The organism is Idiomarina sp. PL1-037 (assembly GCF_034422975.1).
GTDB lineage: Bacteria > Pseudomonadota > Gammaproteobacteria > Enterobacterales > Alteromonadaceae > Idiomarina.
Genome location: NZ_CP139873.1, coordinates 65,177 through 84,199 on the forward strand (window position 1 = coordinate 65,177; position 19,023 = coordinate 84,199).

General features: G+C 46.5%; 16 protein-coding genes. 7 read left to right on the top strand and 9 right to left on the bottom strand.

The window, feature by feature from the left end; all coding sequences use genetic code 11:
• Positions 1–57: 57 nt before the first annotated feature.
• From yidC to rpmH, 4 genes are read right to left on the bottom strand one after another with little or no spacing between them, the layout of a single operon-like run.
• Positions 58–1,719, bottom strand: a complete 1,662-nt coding sequence (yidC, locus tag U0358_RS00300) for a membrane protein insertase YidC (RefSeq protein WP_322406610.1) — start codon at positions 1,717–1,719, stop codon at positions 58–60.
• Positions 1,716–2,027, bottom strand: a complete 312-nt coding sequence (gene yidD / locus U0358_RS00305) for a membrane protein insertion efficiency factor YidD (protein WP_011235861.1) — start codon at positions 2,025–2,027, stop codon at positions 1,716–1,718. The genes yidC and yidD overlap by 4 nt, the downstream gene beginning before the upstream one ends.
• A complete protein-coding gene (gene rnpA / locus U0358_RS00310; protein WP_317498371.1) occupies positions 1,979–2,356 on the bottom strand; it encodes a ribonuclease P protein component in 378 nt (125 codons plus the stop codon). The genes yidD and rnpA overlap by 49 nt, the downstream gene beginning before the upstream one ends.
• Complete coding sequence (gene rpmH, locus U0358_RS00315; protein WP_011235863.1) at positions 2,349–2,483, bottom strand: 50S ribosomal protein L34; 135 nt, start codon at positions 2,481–2,483, stop codon at positions 2,349–2,351. Before rpmH ends, rnpA begins: the two co-directional genes overlap by 8 nt.
• Before the next feature lie 405 nt (positions 2,484–2,888).
• On the opposite strand from rpmH, the gene dnaA reads away from it, so the two are divergent.
• Genes dnaA through gyrB form a run of 4 tightly spaced genes read left to right on the top strand, consistent with a single transcriptional unit; the run spans position 2,889 to position 8,899 of the window.
• Positions 2,889–4,253 (top strand): chromosomal replication initiator protein DnaA, encoded by a 1,365-nt coding sequence (dnaA, locus tag U0358_RS00320; RefSeq protein WP_322406611.1) that lies wholly within the window; start codon positions 2,889–2,891, stop codon positions 4,251–4,253.
• Between the two features lie 31 nt (positions 4,254–4,284).
• Positions 4,285–5,388, top strand: a complete 1,104-nt coding sequence (gene dnaN / locus U0358_RS00325; RefSeq protein ID WP_322406612.1) for a DNA polymerase III subunit beta — start codon at positions 4,285–4,287, stop codon at positions 5,386–5,388.
• Between the two features lie 13 nt (positions 5,389–5,401).
• Positions 5,402–6,466, top strand: coding sequence for a DNA replication/repair protein RecF (gene recF / locus U0358_RS00330; RefSeq protein WP_322406613.1), 1,065 nt, complete (start codon positions 5,402–5,404; stop codon positions 6,464–6,466).
• 15 nt (positions 6,467–6,481) lie between these two features.
• The gene (gene gyrB / locus U0358_RS00335; RefSeq protein WP_322406614.1) at positions 6,482–8,899 is read left to right on the top strand and encodes a DNA topoisomerase (ATP-hydrolyzing) subunit B; all 2,418 of its coding nucleotides are present in this window, start codon (positions 6,482–6,484) and stop codon (positions 8,897–8,899) included.
• 89 nt (positions 8,900–8,988) lie between these two features.
• Here gyrB and glyS read toward each other — a convergent pair whose 3' ends face one another.
• Positions 8,989–11,055 (bottom strand): glycine--tRNA ligase subunit beta, encoded by a 2,067-nt coding sequence (gene glyS / locus U0358_RS00340; protein WP_322406615.1) that lies wholly within the window; start codon positions 11,053–11,055, stop codon positions 8,989–8,991.
• A gap of 12 nt (positions 11,056–11,067) precedes the next feature.
• Entirely contained in the window at positions 11,068–11,988 is a 921-nt protein-coding gene (gene glyQ, locus U0358_RS00345; RefSeq protein WP_322406616.1) for a glycine--tRNA ligase subunit alpha, read from the bottom strand.
• 93 nt (positions 11,989–12,081) lie between these two features.
• Here glyQ and U0358_RS00350 point away from each other — a divergent pair, with 93 nt between their 5' ends.
• Entirely contained in the window at positions 12,082–12,681 is a 600-nt protein-coding gene (locus U0358_RS00350; protein ID WP_322406617.1) for a DNA-3-methyladenine glycosylase I, read from the top strand.
• Positions 12,682–12,697: 16 nt separating this feature from the next.
• Positions 12,698–13,189, top strand: coding sequence for a GNAT family N-acetyltransferase (locus U0358_RS00355; RefSeq protein WP_317498448.1), 492 nt, complete (start codon positions 12,698–12,700; stop codon positions 13,187–13,189).
• 18 nt (positions 13,190–13,207) lie between these two features.
• Here the strand turns inward: U0358_RS00355 and tusA are convergent, their stop codons facing one another.
• The 3 genes from tusA to fadB form a co-directional block, all read right to left on the bottom strand.
• Entirely contained in the window at positions 13,208–13,447 is a 240-nt protein-coding gene (gene tusA, locus U0358_RS00360) for a sulfurtransferase TusA (protein WP_317498363.1), read from the bottom strand.
• A gap of 140 nt (positions 13,448–13,587) precedes the next feature.
• The gene (gene fadA / locus U0358_RS00365) at positions 13,588–14,751 is read right to left on the bottom strand and encodes an acetyl-CoA C-acyltransferase FadA (protein WP_317498362.1); all 1,164 of its coding nucleotides are present in this window, start codon (positions 14,749–14,751) and stop codon (positions 13,588–13,590) included.
• A 20-nt stretch (positions 14,752–14,771) separates the two neighbouring features.
• Complete coding sequence (fadB, locus tag U0358_RS00370; protein ID WP_322406618.1) at positions 14,772–16,928, bottom strand: fatty acid oxidation complex subunit alpha FadB; 2,157 nt, start codon at positions 16,926–16,928, stop codon at positions 14,772–14,774.
• A gap of 135 nt (positions 16,929–17,063) precedes the next feature.
• Between fadB and U0358_RS00375 the strand changes: the two genes are divergently transcribed.
• On the top strand, positions 17,064–19,013 hold the full coding sequence (locus U0358_RS00375; RefSeq protein ID WP_322406619.1) for a transglycosylase SLT domain-containing protein: 1,950 nt from the start codon (positions 17,064–17,066) through the stop codon (positions 19,011–19,013).
• Positions 19,014–19,023 lie beyond the last annotated feature (10 nt).

Sequence of the window (19,023 nt, forward strand, 5' to 3'; positions counted from 1 at the left end):
TTTTTCATTGCTCCCAAAAGGACTAAAGCCCGGCATTAGCCGGGCCTTAATGCTGGATTATTTCTTGTTTCGAACGTTAATCCCTTTCTTCTCTAACCCACGGTAAATGATCAGCATTTGTGCAATGGTAATCAAGTTACTGACCAGCCAGTACAGTACCAGACCCGATGGGAACCACAGGAAGAATACGGTAAAGATAACCGGCATATACTGGAACAGTTTCTGTTGCATCGGGTCAGCTGTCGGTGTCGGCTGCAGTCGTTGCATCAGGAACATACTAGCACCCATTAAAATAGGCAGGATGTAGTATGGGTCTTTGGTTGACAGATCCTGTATCCAGAACACAAAAGCAGAATGACGCAGTTCAACACTTTCCAGCAGAACCCAGTACAGTGCCAGGAATATTGGAAGCTGTAAAAGCATGGGCAGACAACCACCCAGAGGATTCACTTTCTCCTCTTTATAAAGCTTCATCATGGCGCCGGACATTTTCTGTCTGTCGTCGCCATAACGCTCACGCAGAGCCGTCATTTTTGGCTGCAACATGCGCATCTTAGCCATTGAAACGTATTGTGCCTTAGTTAGCGGGAACAATAGCGCTTTAACAATAACGGTGGTCAGAATAATAGCCAGACCCCAGTTAATAACAATGCTTTGTAAGAACTGCAGCAGTTTGAATATCGGTTGGGCTAACCACCAAAGAAAACCATAGTCGACGGTTAAGTCCAGATACTCGACGACTTCAGCCATAGCGTCCTGGTCTTTCGGACCTAAATAAAGCTGTGACTCTATGGTTTCAGAACTGCCGGCCTGAACTTCTGTCATTGGGTAAATAACGCCAATAATAGCCTGGCTGTTATTCGCAACGCGGGAAAATAGACGATTCTGTTGACCTTGCTCCGGTACCCATGCTGAAACAAAGTAATGTTCAAGCATACTGACCCAACCGGTTTGTGAGGTGACATTCAGTTTTTTATCCTGCATGTCGTCAAAGTCGTACTTTTCGAATTTGTCGTCATCGTGGGAGTAAGCTGCACCGAAGTAGGTGGGCATCATCATATTGCCGCTTTCACCAGAACCTACGGAGCGTTTTAGCTGGCCGTAAAACTGGGTGTTCAACGTGTTGTCGGTGTTATTTTGCACTTCAAAACGGACGTCGACATTGTATTTGCCCGGAGTGAAAGTGAATATTTTACGATAAACAGCGCCGTTCTCAGCCGTATAGGTTAAAGGAACTTCAATAACCTCGCTTGTAGACTCGTAACTTTCTTGTTCGTAATTATAAGAAGGGCGACCTTCTTTGCCGTCGATTCCGTCTGGACCAATTAGACCTGACTGAGCGACGTAGACGTTGTTTGAACTGTTTTGCAGAAGTTGAAAGCGTTCTTCGGAGCCCTGAGTTTTGGCAAACTTCAGTAAGTGAGTCGAAACAACATCACCACCGCGGGTATCTATCTCAAGATCTAGCACGTCGGTGCGGACACGAATTGTGGTTTCAGACCGCTGGTTTACAACCGGCTGATCACTTTCCGGAACGTCTGCCGAAACGGATGAATTGCCTGAGGGCACATCACTGTTTTCAGAATTATTGCTCGATTGTGTTGAGGTAACGTTTTCGGGTGCTTTTGTTCCGGGTGCGGTTTCCACCATCCAATTCTGGTATAGGAAGAAAGACACCACCAAAAAGGCAATAAATAATATCGTGCGTGGCGAATTCATAGTGATTTCGTCTCTGTTGGCTGATTTAGTAAAGATTCGGATTCGCTGTTATTTTCTGGTTTGGCGTCTTGCTTAGCGAGTGGAACCGGGTCGTAGCCGCCCTCATGAGCGGGGTGACATTTACTGATTCGTACCGCAGCAAGGCCAATGCCACGAATTGTACCGTGTTTTTGTATGGCCTCACAGGCATAATGTGAGCAAGATGGATAAAAACGACAACGCGGGCCCAGCAGTGGACTGATAAACCACTGATAAACCTTTATGAACGCGATTGGTATTGTTCGCAACGCTTTGCTAATTTTCGCCATAAATAATTCAACGTATCCCGTAATGCGGCGTTATCCTGCTCGACAATACCCTGCTTAGCAATAATTACAATGTCAAAAGCGGGAATTTTATGTTGCCTTAAACGGAAGGTTTCACGTATTTGTCGTTTTATGCGGTTTCGGTCAACTGCGCGCTTAGCTCGCTTTTTGCTGACAGTAACGCCAATACGTGGATGCCCTAACTCATTGGGAGTTGCCAACATAGTGACATGAGCAGTAACGGCTTTTACAGGAGGGTTTGAGAATACGGTCTGGAAATGAGAGGGAGTTAACAGACGTAACTCCCTTTCGTATGAGATACTTTTATGCACTCAGTACTTTACGACCACGTGCACGGCGACGAGCCAGTACTTTGCGGCCATTTTTTGTTGCCATGCGAGCACGGAAACCGTGTGAACGCTTGCGCTTTAATACGCTTGGTTGAAATGTTCTTTTCATAACTAATATTCCATCGGTCAGTTTGCTATGTCCCACGCTGGCCGAATAAGTTGAAACCAAACGTGAACGGAATTTTTTAGAGCGCGGATCTTACCGATCTTTTCTTGTTAAGTCAATGACCAGAGGCTTTTTTAGGCAATAAATCCTAAAATAATATCATCCACAATCTTTTAAGATAATAACATTAATAATGTGGATAAATTAACAGTTATTCACTATTTGATTTGTTTTCTGGTTTCAGGGGAATATGGACTTTTAAGCAATTTATGCGCCAGTTCCGGTATTGTCGACTATTTTTTAACTCCTTTATTGACGGCGTTTTCAGGCAGTTTATGCTAGCGAATATGAGCTGAGTGAAGTACAATCTCTGGTTATGTTTATAGAGAAACGATCCAGGAGAAGAGTGTGAATAATTCGCTTTGGCAACAATGTGCAGAGCGACTGCAATCGGAGTTACCGTTACAGCAGTTCAACACGTGGATCAGACCCCTACAGGCCAAGCTTAATGGCGAAACATTAACCTTGTTTGCTCCGAATATTTATTCGGTGGATTGGGTGCGTGATAAATACCTTAAAACCATTAATACCTATTTAGAAGCTTTGTGTGACGACAAAGTACCTAACGTGGTTTTAAAAGTTGGGGAAGCGTCACCAGCACAACGTGATAGCGGCTCACCGCAACGCGCGGCAGCAACCCGTAGAAAAACACCTAACTTCTCATCAGGTAACACCGATGTAGAAGTGCCTTTCGAAAGCAATATTCACCCGGAATATACCTTTGATAACTTTGTTGAGGGTAAATCAAACCAGTTGGCGCGTGCGGCGGCTATTCAGGTCGCCGAGAATCCCGGTGGCGTTTATAACCCGCTGTTCGTTTATGGTGGTACGGGCCTGGGTAAAACTCACCTGTTGCATGCGGTTGGTAATGGCATTATGGCGCATAAAAAGGACGCCAAGGTGTTTTACATTCGGGCCGAACGCTTTGTGCAGGACATGGTGAACTCCATACGTAACAGTTCGACTAACGAGTTTAAGCGTTACTATCGTTCTGTCGATGCGTTATTGATTGATGACATTCACTTCTTTGCAAATAAAAAAGGTTCGCAGGAGGAGTTTTTCCATACCTTTAATGCTTTGTTGGAAGGTAATCAGCAAATTATTATGACCAGCGATCTCTACCCCAAGGAAATAGATGGAGTGGAAGATCGACTGAAGTCACGTTTTGGTTGGGGCCTTACCATTGCCATTGAGCCCCCGGAATTAGAAACCCGGGTGGCTATTTTAATGCGAAAGGCTGACGAACGTGGTTTGCATATGCCTCACGAAGTTGCTTTTTTCATAGCTAAACGTTTGCGTTCAAATGTCCGTGAGCTGGAAGGCGCATTGAACCGGGTTGTCGCGAACGTTCAACTCACTGGCCGGCCTATAACTATCGATTTTGTACGCGAAGCTCTGCGTGACTTAATTGCTGCCCAGGAAAAATTAGTGACTATTGATAATATTCAGAAGACGGTAGCGGAATATTACAATATTAAGTTAGCCGATATTTTATCAAAACGTCGTAGCCGGTCTGTGGCGCGTCCACGCCAGTTAGCAATGGCGTTAGCGAAGGAATTAACCAATCATAGCTTACCGGAAATAGGCGACGCATTCGGCGGTCGTGATCACACGACTGTTTTGCATGCTTGTCGGAAGATACAAGAATTAAAAGATGCGCAGCACGACATTAAAGAAGATTATCGAAATTTAATTCGCACATTGTCGTCATAAACGTATGTCGTTATAAACAGGGGACTCAGTCATGGAATTTTCAATTAACCGCGATGCTTTTTTAAAGCCGCTGCAGGTTGTAAGTGGCGCTGTTGAACGGCGGCATACCTTACCTATTTTGTCGAATTTGTTGCTCCAGGTCGATAACGGCCAGCTTAAACTAACCGGAACAGACCTTGAGGTTGAGCTAGTTTCAGCGGTGTCGCTTGAGTCAGCCGATATGGATGCGGCTGTTACGGTTCCAGCTAAGAAGTTGTTGGATATTGTGCGAAGTTTGCCCGAGGGCTCGACCATCGAGTTTACCTCGCGGGAAGACAGTGCCACAGTCAAGTCTGGTTGCAGTAAATTTAAATTAAGCACCTTATCTTCAGATGACTTTCCAAATATCGACGACTGGAAAAGCGATATCCACCTGGTAACTGAGCAGGCGGTATTAAAAGATTTAATGTTGAAAACACATTTCTCTATGGCGAATCAGGACGTGCGTTATTATCTAAATGGCATGTTGTTCGAAACGGATAACGGCATGTTGCGTTCCGTCGCGACCGATGGCCACCGTCTAGCCATGAGCACTTGTGCTATAGATCAGCCTGGTTTGGCTCAACGACAGGTTATTGTTCCGCGTAAAGGTGTTGTCGAATTACTTCGATTGTTAGGTGACGATGATCAGGAAGTGTCAGTGTCGATAGGAAATAACCATATTCGGGTGGAAACACCAGAGCTTGTTTTTACAAGTAAACTGGTAGATGGTCGTTTCCCTGATTACCGTCGTGTCTTACCGAGTGGTGGAGACAAAGTTATTGTTGCCCATCGCGATGCGTTGCGTCAGTCTTTTGGACGTGCATCCATTCTTTCTAACGAGAAGTTTCGCGGTGTTCGCTTGAACTTGAGTAGTGGTGAACTTTGTATTACGGCAACGAACCCCGAGCAGGAACAAGCGGAAGAAGTGATAGAAGTGGATTATCAAGGTGATGATCTGGAAATTGGCTTCAACGTTAGCTATTTACTAGATGTCTTAAATAACATTGATGACGAACAAGTTTCTTTTACTTTGTCTGACTCAAACAGTAGTGCTTTAATTGAACCTCAGCACGACGAGTCTTGCTGTTACGTTATTATGCCCATGCGTTTGTAACCCTGCCTCATAAATGTTCATTGAGACGTTGAATTTAAGCCACTTCCGAAACTTTTCAGAAGTGGCTCTATCTCCCAGCCCCAAAATTAATGTGATAACCGGCGATAATGGTTCCGGCAAAACCAGCTTGCTCGAAGCTATTTATTTGCTTGGCTTTGGGCGTTCTTTTCGGCCGGGTGGTTTCCGTCAGTTGATCAAAGAAGGGAGCCAGGGCTTTACCGTATTTTGCCGTTCCCAAGATTACGCTATAGGTGTAAGACGCAGTACCAATGGGGAGCAGTCGCTTAGATTGAATGGCGTTAACGTTCAGCGAATGTCCGATGTTGCGCGTTTGGTACCGGTACAACTCTTAACGCCTGAGTCCGTCGATATTTTGTTGGAAGGTCCAGGACAGAGAAGGCAGTTTATAGATTGGGGCGTGTTCCACGTGGAACACTCATTTTATTCTGACTGGGTCGCGTACTCTCAACTCTTAAAACAAAGAAACAGTTTACTCAAGCAGCGCTCGCTTCCTGTGAGAGAAGATCGATATTGGAAAGGGCAGTTAGCCTTTTACGGTGAGCGCATTAGTAAAAGTCGCGAAAAATACCTAGAAGAACTGAATGATTATATACAAGAACTAGCGAAATCTTTTCTCTCCGATGTTACAATGGAGGTTCGATTAAAATCGGGCTGGGATACTAGCCAAAGCTTATTTGACGCCTTAGAAAGCCATACAGAGAAAGATAAGAAATACGGCTTCACCTCAGTTGGGGCACATAAGGCAGATATAAAAGTGATAGCGGATGGGGTAGAAGTAAAACATCGCCTGTCTCGCGGACAATTAAAAACCGCGATAACCGCTTTAAAGTTAGCGCAAGGGAAGCATTACCAAAAAATAAAAAGGCAACCCTGCATTTATTTAGTCGATGATTTAACGTCAGAGCTTGATTCAAGAAACCAAGCGTTACTCTGTCGTGAGTTAGAAAATCTAGACGCACAAGTGTTTATCACCGCAATTACTGGAAAGCAGTTGTCGGATAAATTTCAAAAATCACCCCGAATGTTCCACGTGGAACATGGGGTAATAAACGAATGATATCGAGATAATACTATGGAAGAAAATAATTACGGTTCATCGAGTATCAAGGTTCTTAAAGGGTTGGATGCGGTTCGTAAACGCCCGGGTATGTACATTGGTGACACGGATGATGGAACTGGTCTGCACCACATGGTTTTTGAAGTTGTCGATAACTCTATTGACGAGGCCTTAGCGGGTCACTGTTCAGAAATTATGGTTATCATTCACTCTGACGGTTCTGTCAGCGTGAAAGATGATGGTCGTGGAATTCCAGTTGATATACATGAAGAAGAGGGTGTTTCTGCTGCTCAGGTTATTATGACCGTACTGCACGCCGGCGGTAAGTTCGACGATAACTCCTATAAAGTCTCCGGTGGTTTGCACGGGGTTGGAATCTCTGTTGTAAATGCGCTATCTGAACAACTGCAGTTGACCATTCGCAGGCAGGGTAAAGTTTATGAGCAAACCTACCACATGGGCGAACCTGACAGCGATGTAACACCTGTTGGCGATACGGATACAACGGGTACTGAATTACGTTTTTGGCCGAGCCACGAAACTTTTACCAATACTGAATTCCACTACGATATTTTGGCTAAGCGCTTGCGCGAACTATCGTTTCTGAATTCAGGTGTTGGTATTCGTTTGCGCGATGAGCGTGACGACCGCGAAGATTTATTTAAATACGAAGGCGGTATTGCTGCCTTTGTTAATTATTTGAATAAGAATAAAACGCCAATTCACCAAAAAGCTTTCTACTTCACAATACAAAGAGAAGACGGTATTGGTGTTGAAGTCAGTATGCAGTGGAATGACTCATTCCAGGAAAACATCTATTGCTTTACCAATAACATTCCTCAGCGAGACGGTGGTACACACTTAGCCGGCTTCCGTGCCGCTTTGACGCGTACATTGAACACCTACATGGAAAAAGAGGGTTATAATAAAAAATCCAAAACCTCTGCAACAGGTGACGACGCGCGTGAAGGTCTAACTGCCATTATTTCTGTTAAAGTTCCTGATCCTAAGTTTTCGTCTCAAACAAAAGACAAACTGGTTTCTTCAGAAGTGAAATCGGCTGTTGAGCAGACAATGAACGAGCAGTTAGCGGATTATTTATTAGAAAACCCGGGCGAAGCGAAACTTATCATCAATAAAATTATTGATGCAGCAAGAGCTCGCGAAGCCGCTCGTAAAGCACGTGAAATGACACGCCGTAAAGGTGCTCTGGATATTGCGGGCTTACCTGGAAAATTAGCCGATTGTCAGGAAAAAGATCCGGCGTTGTCTGAACTTTATATAGTGGAGGGTGACTCTGCAGGCGGCTCCGCTAAACAGGGTCGTAACCGTAAAAACCAAGCCATTCTGCCACTTAAAGGTAAAATTCTTAACGTAGAAAAGGCGCGTTTTGACAAAATGCTGTCTTCCGTCGAGGTTGGTACATTAATTACTGCCATGGGCTGTGGTATTGGGCGTGATGAGTACAACCCGGATAAAACACGTTATCACCGTATTATTATTATGACGGATGCGGATGTTGATGGGTCACACATTCGTACCTTGTTGCTGACGTTCTTCTATCGTCAAATGCCTGAAATTATCGAACGCGGATATATCTATATTGCTCAGCCTCCTTTATATAAAGTGAAAAAAGGTAAGCAAGAAGTTTACATAAAAGATGACCCCGCATTGATCCGCTATCTTACCAGCTTGGCTCTGGATAAAGCATCGCTGCACGTTAATGAAACTGCACCAGGTATTTCTGGTGAGAAGCTCGAAACTTTGGTTAACGGGTATCAGATGGCTCAGGAAAATATTAAGCGATTGAGTCGCCGTATGCCAGAACGCTTCTTACAGCGTTTGTTTTATGCGCCTCGTTTAACAGATGAGCGTCTGAAAGATAAAGATTACATGGAGAAGTGGGTTAAAACATTGAATGATGACCTAACTGCCCGTGAAATTAATTCGGCAACTTATACCGTTTCTTTACATGAAGATACCGAACGTAAAATGTGGCTGCCGACAACGACGATTCGTCAACACGGTGTCGACACTGACTACCCGCTGAACTATGAATTTTTAATGTCTAAAGACTACGAACAAATAGTGACTATCGGCGAGGAGATTGACTCTCTGGTTGAAGCGGATGGGTACGTGCTTCGCGGTGAGAAGAAGCAGCCAGTTACGCACTTTGTTGAAGCTGTGGAATGGCTTATTGGTGAATCTAAGCGTGGTTTATACGTTCAGCGTTACAAAGGTCTGGGCGAAATGAACCCTGACCAACTGTGGGAAACTACGATGGATCCTGACTCTCGTCGTATGCTTCAGGTAACGATTGAAGACGCTATTGGCGCTGATCAACTGTTTACCACGTTAATGGGTGACGAAGTTGAACCGCGAAGAGCCTTTATTGAATCAAACGCTCTTAAGGTTGCCAATTTGGACGTCTAGGCTTAACAGCGACATTAGCAACAGACAACAAAAAAGCCGGCTCATGAAAATGAAGCCGGCTTTTTTATTTATTAAAGTTAGAGTATCAATTACTGAAGCAAAGAAATATCCGCTATTTCCAGGAACAGTTGACGCAAGCGGAACAATAAGTTCAGGCGGTTAATACGGACTTTATCGTCATCGGCATTGACCATGACATGCTCAAAAAAAGCATCCACAGGCTCTTTAAGCTCAGATAAATGCGTGAGAGCGTTATTGTATTGACCATCAGCAATCAGTGGCTTAACAGCGCCTTCTGTCTGTTTAACCAAACGATAAAGTGTTGTTTCAGAATCTTCCTGTAGAAGAGTTTCATCCACGTTACCGGATATCTCTTCGTCTGATTTTGCCAGGATATTACCCACCCGCTTATTGGCTGCGGCAAGGCTAGCAGCAGAATCCATAGACTTAAATGACTGAACAGCCTTTACCCTTTGGTCAAAGTCGGTTGGTTTTGACGGCGACCGTGCCAGTACCGACTGAATAACATCGACGGAAATGCCCTGATCCTGGTACCAGGGACGAAAACGACCAAGTAAAAAGTCGAAGACATCGTTAGTGGCAGTGTTATTCGATAGCTTATCACCAAAACCTTCGACGGATGCCGCTAACAGTTCATGTAAATCTAGTGGCAACTGTCGCTCGACCAGGGTGCGCAACAAACCAAGAGCTGCACGGCGCAGAGCGAATGGGTCACGGTCACCTTTCGGTACCTGACCAATACCGAATATACCGACCAATGTATCCAGCTTGTCTGCTAAAGCGACGGCACAAGCCTCTCGTGTCAAAGGTAATTCGTCCCCAGAAAAACGAGGCCAGTAGTGCTGCTCTATTGCTTCGGCTACTACCGGGCTTTCGCCGTCGTTTAACGCATAGTGTTTACCCATAACACCCTGGGTTTCGGGAAACTCAGAAACCATATCGGAAACCAGGTCAGCTTTGCACAGCAGACCGGCTCGTTCTGAGGCTTTTACGTCGGCAGTTAACTGGTTTGCAATTTTCCCTGCTAACACCGATATACGACGAGCTTTGTCGCCAATACTACCCAGTTGTTTTTGGAACAGAACAGAGTCCAGTGCAGCAACTCGCGATTCTAAAGTCGTTTTCTTATCAGACTCAAAGAAAAACTGGGCATCCGCCAGGCGAGGGCGAACAACCTTTTCGTTACCTTTGATGATTTGTTGAGGGTCGCGACTTTCAATATTGGTGATGAAAATAAATTGCGACAGTAAGTTACCTTTGCCATCTTCGACTGGAAAGTAACGTTGGTCGTCTTTCATGGTAACGATAAGCGGCTCTTTTGGTACCGCGAGGAAACCTTGATCGAAACTTGCCGTTAAAGCAACGGGCCATTCCACTAGGGCAGCAACTTCTTCCACTAATTCGTTATCCTGAATAACCTGGCCGCCGAGTTCTGAGGCAAGACGTGATACTTCCGACTGAATGGTTTCAATACGCTCTTCGAAGTTAGCGATCACTTTCGCTTCACGAAGTTTAGGTAAGTAGTTGTCGACATGGTCGAGCTCAAAACCTTGAGACGAATGGAAGCGGTGACCCTGTATAAAACGGGCACTCTGCGTTTCCAGTATTTCAGCTTTAATAAGTTCGCTGCCCAGCATGACAGTGAGTGTGTGCACAGGGCGAATAAATTGCGCGGTGCTGCCCCCCCAGCGCATCGGCTTAGGAATAGGTAGTGTTTTAATGGCTGCTTCCAACATACCCTGAACTAAGTCAGCGAGAGCCTGGCCTTTTACAGTAGCCTTGTGCAATAACCATTCGCCTTTGTCCGTTTTAAGGCGGTCAGCCTGTTCTACCGTAATGCCGTTGGAGCGAGCCCAACCTTCAGCTGCCTTAGTCGGTTTACCAGAGTCGTCAAAAGCCACAGTTACTGCTGGCCCGCGCTTCTCGACTTCTTTGTCCTGCTGCTCAGTTTCAACTTGTTTCACCAGAACAGCCAGTCGGCGAGGGGTTGCATAAGCCTCAATACTATCAAAATTCAATTCTGCGCTCTTTAAGCCTGACTCAATACCCGACTTTAAGCTGTCACGCAGCGATTTTAAGGCTTTTGGAGGAAGCTCTTCAGTACCTAACTCAATTAATAAGTTTTCTTTTTGCACGGCTCGCTCTCCTTAGTTCGCTGCTGGTTTGTTTTTATTGTCGGCTAAAGGGAAGCCAAGAGCTTCGCGCGCCTGATAATAGACTTGGGCAACAGCCTTCGCCATGGTTCTCACGCGAAGTATGTAGCGCTGTCTTTCGGTCACAGAAATAGCGTGTCGGGCATCCAGTAAGTTAAAGGCGTGAGATGCACGCATAACCTGCTCGTACGCAGGTAAAGCCAGAGACTTTTCAATTAGCAGTTCACATTCTTTTTCGCAGTCGTCGAAGCGGCGGAACAGCACATCAACGTCAGCGTATTCAAAGTTGTAAGTCGATTGCTCAACTTCGTTCTGATGGAAAACATCCCGATACAAGATTTTACCGCGCGGGCCGTCTGTCCAGACCAGGTCATAAATGCTGTCTACGCCCTGAATGTACATAGCTAAACGCTCAAGGCCGTAGGTGATTTCTCCGGCCACAGGACGGCACTCTAAACCGCCTACCTGTTGGAAGTAAGTAAACTGAGTGACTTCCATACCGTTAAGCCATACTTCCCAACCTAAGCCCCAGGCGCCCAGAGTAGGAGATTCCCAGTTGTCTTCTACAAAGCGTATGTCATGAGTCAGTGTGTCAAAGCCCAGCATTTCTAAAGAACCCAGATACAGCTCCTGAATGTCTTTAGGCGAAGGTTTCATAATGACCTGAAACTGATAATAGTGCTGCAGGCGGTTTGGGTTTTCGCCATAACGGCCGTCGGTAGGGCGGCGGCAAGGTTGCACATAGGCAAAACTCGCTGGCTCCGGGCCCAATGAACGCAGAAAGGTCATTGGATGGAAGGTACCGGCACCAACCTCCATATCGAGTGGCTGAACCACGGCACAGCCCTGCTGAGCCCAGTAATCCTGAAGAGCAAGAATAAGCCCCTGAAAGGTTTTCACATCGTACGTCGACATACGCATTCTCTGCTTTGTTATTTGTGGTTGACCGAAGGTCGAAAAATATGCGTAGATTATACCCTCTGAATCGCCTTGGTTATAGGGGAAGGCATGACAAATAATCAGCCAGAACGGTGTTCCTGGTGTGAATCTGCTGAAGACTACCGTGCTTATCATGACAATGTGTGGGGGCGTCCGGTAAGCGATCCTATAGAACTATTTGCCAAACTGTGTCTGGACGGGCAGCAGGCGGGACTTAGCTGGTTAACTATTCTGCGTAAACAGGGCGGCTATGAGAAAGCTTTTTTAGGTTTTGACCCACAAGCTATTGTGGCTATGAATGACGCTGATCGTGAATTACTCTACAGCAACCGTGATATTATCCGTAGCAAAGCCAAAATTGATGCCATTTTTACTAACGCTGAAGCGTACTTAAGAATGGAAGAAAAGGGCATTAAGTTTGAGCACTGGCTGTGGGCGTTTGTGGGCGGCTCACCGATTATTAATGCGTACCCGACGCAAAGTGAGATCCCAACAGAAACAGAAGCTTCCCAAAGCATGGCAAAAGCGTTAAAAAAGGAAGGCTTTAAGTTTGTCGGACCGACCATTTGCTATGCTTTTATGGAAGCAGTTGGTATGGTGAACGACCATGTTACTAGCTGTCATTGCTATCAGCCTGTTGCTGAACAAATGAAACAGTTTACGTTGTAAAATGAGCGAAGGAAGAATGATAGAAATTACTCTTGCGGACTACAGCAACCCTAAACACCGTAATGCGGTTATTGCTATGTTAGATGCTTATGCTAAAGACCCTATGGGTGGTGGCGAAGGCATATCTGATGACGTCAAAGAAAGCCTAATAGACGAAATGGCAAAACGAGACCATGTCTTTTCTTTGCTGGCCTACGATGGTGATACTCCGGTTGGCGTTGCAAACTGCGTCGAAGGCTTCTCAACCTTCGCAGCAAAACCGTTAATGAATATTCATGACATAGCCGTTATCCCGGATTATCGTGGTCAGGGCGTTGCTAAAAAGCTATTAGAAGAAGTGAAAACGCTGGCGGAATTTCGTGGCTGCGTAAAATTGACACTGGAAGTGCTTGAGAACAATGACCGGGCGAAAAAAGCCTATGAGAACTTCGGCTTTGCACCTTATGAATTAGGTGACGTAGGTAAAGCGGAATTTTGGGAGTTGTATCTGAATAAAGAAAACGCCTGACGCACCCGCGTCAGGTTATTAATGTGACTTTCTCACCCAATAGCTATAGGGCACTTTCTCAGTTTCAGACCCCACCAACTCATGCTCCATAAACTCGCAAAATCCCGGAATATCCCGGGTTGTTGCGGGATCATCTGCAATAATCAGTAAAGTCTCTCCTACCGACATCTTGCGGATAGCCGCACGTACCAGCATTACCGGCTCCGGGCATTTAAGGCCTAAGGTGTCCAGTTCTTTGTCGCAGTTAATTTGAGCCATTATTTTTTTAAAGACGTTAAGTGTAATTACTGGGTAGTTTAACACTTTGCTTGCGTAAGAGTCAGGGGAGCGGGGCGAGCCTTCCCGCGCCCCCTGTCTCATAGGGCAAAAGAGTAAACTACCCAGTTGCCCCAGTCTTTCTAGACGCGCTCGAACACAGTCGCAATACCCTGACCTAAGCCGATACACATAGTGGCTAGGCCAAGCTTCGCATCTTTCTCTTCCATTAAGTTGATCAGCGTAGTTGAAATACGTGCGCCAGAACAACCTAGTGGGTGACCTAAAGCGATAGCACCGCCGTTCAGGTTCACTTTTTCTTCCATCTTGTCGAACAGTTTCAGGCCTTTAAGAACAGGCAAAGACTGCGCGGCAAAGGCTTCGTTCAGTTCAACAACATCGATGTCATCAATAGAGACGCCAGCACGCTTGAGTGCTTTTTCCGTTGCAGGAACCGGTCCGTAACCCATAATGGACGGATCGCAGCCTGCAACGGCCATTGAGCGGATTTTAACGCGTGGCGTCAGACCCAGCTCTTTGGCTTTGTCAGCAGACATTACTAACATGGCAGCGGCGCCATCAGACAAGGCTGATGAGGTACCTGCGGTTACCGTACCGTTGGCGGGGTCAAACACTGGGCGAAGCTGTGACAGGCCTTCAGCAGTGGTTTCTGGACGAATTACTTCGTCTTCAGTAACGCGCACCAGTTCGCCGTCGGCATTGTGGCCGTTAATTGGGTAAATTTCTTTAGCAAAGCGGCCTTCAACGGTCGCCTCGTGCGCTTTGCGATGAGAGCGAGCGCCGAATTCGTCTTGCTGTTCACGGGTAATACCGAACTTACGAGACAACAGTTCAGCGGTCATGCCCATGCTGCCTGAGGCTTTCGCTACAGACTTGTTCATGCCCGGATGAAAGTCGATTCCGTGAGTCATTGGTACGTGACCCATGTGCTCAACACCACCGGCCATAAAAATATCACCGTCGCCGTTCATAATTGCGCGTGTTGCGTCGTGCAGTGCCTGCATTGAAGAGCCACACAAACGGTTAACCGTCACACCGGCTACTTTATGTGGAATACCCGCAATGAGTGCCGAGTTACGCGCAATGTTAAAGCCTTGCTCTAAGGTTTGTTGTACACAACCCCAGTAAATGTCTTCCAGTTCTTCCGGGTTTACTTCCGGGTTACGCTCAAGTAAGCCCTTCATCAGCGCAGCTGAGAGGTCTTCGGCACGAGTATGGCGGAAAACACCATTTTTTGAACGCCCCATTGGCGTACGAATACAATCTACTATGACGATGTCTTTCATTTTAATAACCTCCTCAAGCCTTACTTCGCGCTGGTTGTGTCAAAGTAAGATTTACCGGCTTTAGCCATTTCACGCATGCCGTCGGTAACCTGATAAATTTCACCCAGGTGCGCGTACTTGTCTGCCAGTTGAATAAAGTTGTCCATGCCAAGCGTTTCCAGATAACGGAAAGGACCGCCTCGGAATGGAGGAAAGCCTAAGCCATAAAGCAGCGCCATGTCTGCTTCGGCAGCAGAGCCAACAATGTCTTCTTCCAGGCAGCGAACGACTTCGTTCACCATAGGGATCATGCAACGCGCAATGACTTCGTCAGCATCCAGTTTTTTGCCTTGCTCACAACCTAACAGCTCGTAAGTGGCTGGATCTGCCTCTTTGGTTGGCTTACCTTTTTTGTCGGTGCCGTAAACGTAGAAGCCTTTGCCGTTTTTCTGACCGTAACGCTCAGCAGCCGCCAGTTTAGCAATGGCGCTTGACTCGTCGCGCTTCATGCGGGTCGGGAAGCCTGCTTCCATCACAACGGTACAATGATCAGCTGTGTCGATACCGACCACATCGCTCAAATAAGCAGGACCCATAGGCCAGCCGAACTGCTTCTCCATAACCTTGTCGATGCCGACGAAATCAACGCCTTCATCCACCATGCCGGCAAAGCCTGCCAGGTACGGGAACAATACACGGTTGACTAAAAAGCCCGGGCAGTCGTTAACAACGATAGGGGTTTTGCCAAGTTTAAGCGCATAGGCGACTACCGCATTAACGGTGTCATCTGAGGTTTTCTCGCCACGGATAATTTCAACCAATGGCATTTTGTGTACCGGGTTGAAAAAGTGCATACCGCAGAATTTTTCAGGGCGCTTCAGGTTCTTAGCGAGTTCAGTAATAGAAATGGTCGAAGTATTTGACGTCAAAATGGCGTCATCGCCTATTACGCCTTCAATTTCTGCCAGTACCGAGCCTTTAACTTTCGGGTTTTCAACAACGGCTTCTACGACAATATCGACGTCTTTGACTGCGTCATTCAGCAGCGTAGGCGTAATAGAAGACAAGATTTTAATCATCTTCTCGCTGTTAACTTTGCCGCGCTCGACACCTTTCTTCAGGATCTTGCCGGCTTCTTTCATACCTAAGTCTAAAGCGTCTTGCTTAATGTCTTTCATAACCGCCGGTACGCCTTTAAGCGCTGACTGGTAAGCGATACCGCCGCCCATAATGCCGGCACCCAAAACACCTGCTGTCTTAATTTCTTTGGTTGCTGCTTTCGCGTACTTCTTAGACTTACTTTTAACCGCCTGGTCCGCCAGGAAGATACCAACCTGTGCCTGACACGCGTCGGTTTGGGTCAGGTCGAAAAACGCGTTGTTTTCTGCTTTTAATGCGCCTTCACGATGTTCGCGCGCGCCGTTTTCTATCGCTTCTAACGCTTTGTGCGGTGCCGGGTAGTGTTTGCCTGCTTTCGCTGCAATTAAGCCTTTAGCGGTAACCAGAGTCATCATCAACTCGGTGTCGTTAGCTCTTAATGGTTCAAGTTTTGGCTGACGCTTGGCTTTCCAGTCCTGTTGACCGGCTGCAGCTTCCTTCGCCAAATTAAGAGCTGCTTTGGTCAGGTTTTCTGGTTCAACAACCGCATCGACAGCGCCGACTTTTAGTGCATCATGAGCTTTGTTGTTTTTACCTGTGGTTATCCACTCAAGTGCGTTGTCCGGACCAATTACGCGAGGTAAACGCATGGTGCCGCCAAAGCCAGGAATAAGGCCCAGTTTAACTTCCGGCAGGCCGAGAGTTGCTGTGGTGTCCGCTACACGGTAGTCACAGGCTAACAAGGCTTCACAACCGCCGCCTAATGCGAAACCTTTTACCGCACCAACTGTTGGTACTGGCAGGTCTTCCAACTGGTCAAATACGCGAGAAGCTTTTGCCACCCAGCTGCGGGTTTTTTCCTGATCAGAAAATAGTGTCAGGAACTCGGTAATGTCAGCGCCGACAATAAAGGTCGACTTGCTACTGGTGACAATGACGCCGCGCAGGTCGTTAGTGTTTTGTAATTTTGTCAGTGCTTCACTGAATTCTTCTAATGTCGCCTGGTCGAATTTATTAACCGAGCCTTTCGCATCAAATTGTAGTTCTGCGAAACCTGGTTCGATAAAATCGACCCGAATGCTTTCACCTTGATAGATCATCTTGGGTCTCCCACGACTTCCATTAATTTGTTGCTATAAAGAAACTGATTCTGATATAGCTTTGGGTTAAGGTAGATAGAGTTTGGCGCGAATACGCCAATTTTTCAACGGTTATTTAAACATGCGTTTGAATTAATGAAAAAGCAGTCGTTTATCATACGTTACAGTGCGCCATTGTTTCTCGCTTTGTTCTTGCTGAGCGCTGGTGCGGTTCAGTCTGAGCCTGTTGATACAAAGCAACGGGAGCAGCAGCGTGAGCTATTCAAAAAAGCAGAGTACGCGGCTAAACGTGGTCGTCTGAACGAGTATCGGTTATTACTGAAAAAGCTGAAAGGTTATCCATTGCTGCCGTATCTGGAACTGGCTCGACTTGAGCAAATTGGATACCTGGCCAATGAAGACCGCGTTTTGGCCTTTCTTGAAAAGTACGAAAAGACCCCTCTGGACTGGCAATTAAGGCAACCCTGGCTTACCTATTTGGCAGGGCAGGAGGAATATTCACGCTTTATCCGGGACTTCCGGCATCCGGGAACCCTAACTCATCGCTGTCAGTTTATAGAGTCACAACGTAAAACGGGTCTGGAAGATGGGCCTTTTCTACGCCAAGTGGACGCTATCTGGAAGCATGGGTTTTCGCTTCCTTCGGCTTGTGACCCTGTCCTGGACGAATGGGCGGAACTGGGTGAGCGCACTGAAGAAAAGGTTTGGGAGCGACTGGAATTAGCGGCCGAACACGGTAACCCGACTCTACTTCCGTATTTAACCGGTTTATTGCCTGAGTTACAGCAGTATCTGGGTGAGTTTTATCATAAGGTTAGGTATTCACCCGCCGCTATAGAGGACGACTCCTGGTACAAGGGCCGCTATCCTGGAAAAGAGGCACAAATAGTCACCTATGCTTTAACTACGCTGGTTTGGCGTAACGAAAACATTGCTCTGCGAAGCTATAAAAAGCTGAGCTCACAACTACCCTTTACCGAACAACAAAAAGGGCGTATTGCGGAAGAATTTGCTGTTGCATTAAGCTTAAACTCTCACCCTGAAGCTCGTGTCTGGCATGACCGCGTTCCGGTCAACGCGTTAAATGAACGAGTTTTACAGTGGCGTTTGGCTATTTATCTTAAGGACAAAGATTACGAAGGCCTGAGAGATGCGATCCAAAGTTTGCCGGTTGCCATTCGGCAGGGCAATCAATGGCGTTACTGGCTGGCTCGTTCACAAGAGATAACCGGTAACGCTTTGGCCGCACAAGAACTGTACGAAGATTTATCAGACGAACGGCATTACTACGGCTTTCTGGCGGCCGCACGATTACAAAAGCCGGTGAGCCTTGAACAAGAGAAACTTGAAGTCAGTGTTGTTCAACTCGAGCAAATTCGTAATCATCCTAGCGTGCAACGTGCGTATGAACTGATTCAACTGGAGCGCTGGGTCGACGCCCGGCGCGAATGGAACCATTTATTGACGCAGCTTGATGGCGAGGAGCAAAAGGTCGCGGCCTATCTCGCCAGCGAGTGGGGATGGCACGATCAGGCGATATGGACATTAGCGCAAATAGGGCATTTTGACGCTGTGGGCATTCGTTTCCCATTAGCTTACAAAGACATATTAGGGCGGGCGTCACAAGCCGCCGGAATAGATGAAAGCTGGGCTTTAGCTGTTACGCGTCGGGAAAGTAATTTTCGGCACGATGCCTATTCAAGTGCCGGTGCAAGGGGGCTAATGCAGATTCTGCCTGGTACCGCAAAGCAACTGGACACTAAAAATAATAGTTGGCGGCGGTTGAACGACCCCGCTGTTAATGTGCGCCTGGGCACTGACTATCTAAGTCGACTGAAACACCGCTTTGAGAATAATTGGTTATTAGCTACAGCAAGTTATAATGCAGGTTATTATCGAGTTAAAGACTGGTTACCCGACGAACCTGTTGCTGCTGACGAGTGGGTCGAAACCATTCCGTACCATGAAACGAGAGATTACGTAAAAGCGGTATTGAGTTATCAGCAAATTTATAGGATGTTGGGTGGTAACGAGGATAATTTGTTTGAGCAAGTTGTTGATATGACAATTGTTGATACTGAATAAGGCAATCCAA

Excerpts from the sequence above, each read along its gene's own strand:
- yidC (WP_322406610.1), bottom strand. The coding sequence starts at position 1,719 with ATGAATTCGCCACGCACGATATTATTTATTGCCTTTTTGGTGGTGTCT.
- yidD (WP_011235861.1), bottom strand. The coding sequence starts at position 2,027 with ATGGCGAAAATTAGCAAAGCGTTGCGAACAATACCAATCGCGTTCATA.
- rpmH (WP_011235863.1), bottom strand. The coding sequence starts at position 2,483 with ATGAAAAGAACATTTCAACCAAGCGTATTAAAGCGCAAGCGTTCACAC.
- dnaN (WP_322406612.1), top strand. The coding sequence starts at position 4,285 with ATGGAATTTTCAATTAACCGCGATGCTTTTTTAAAGCCGCTGCAGGTT.
- recF (WP_322406613.1), top strand. The coding sequence starts at position 5,402 with ATGTTCATTGAGACGTTGAATTTAAGCCACTTCCGAAACTTTTCAGAA.
- gyrB (WP_322406614.1), top strand. The coding sequence starts at position 6,482 with ATGGAAGAAAATAATTACGGTTCATCGAGTATCAAGGTTCTTAAAGGG.
- glyQ (WP_322406616.1), bottom strand. The coding sequence starts at position 11,988 with ATGTCGACGTACGATGTGAAAACCTTTCAGGGGCTTATTCTTGCTCTT.
- U0358_RS00350 (WP_322406617.1), top strand. The coding sequence starts at position 12,082 with ATGACAAATAATCAGCCAGAACGGTGTTCCTGGTGTGAATCTGCTGAA.
- U0358_RS00355 (WP_317498448.1), top strand. The coding sequence starts at position 12,698 with ATGATAGAAATTACTCTTGCGGACTACAGCAACCCTAAACACCGTAAT.
- tusA (WP_317498363.1), bottom strand. The coding sequence starts at position 13,447 with ATGGCTCAAATTAACTGCGACAAAGAACTGGACACCTTAGGCCTTAAA.
- fadA (WP_317498362.1), bottom strand. The coding sequence starts at position 14,751 with ATGAAAGACATCGTCATAGTAGATTGTATTCGTACGCCAATGGGGCGT.
- fadB (WP_322406618.1), bottom strand. The coding sequence starts at position 16,928 with ATGATCTATCAAGGTGAAAGCATTCGGGTCGATTTTATCGAACCAGGT.
- U0358_RS00375 (WP_322406619.1), top strand. The coding sequence starts at position 17,064 with ATGAAAAAGCAGTCGTTTATCATACGTTACAGTGCGCCATTGTTTCTC.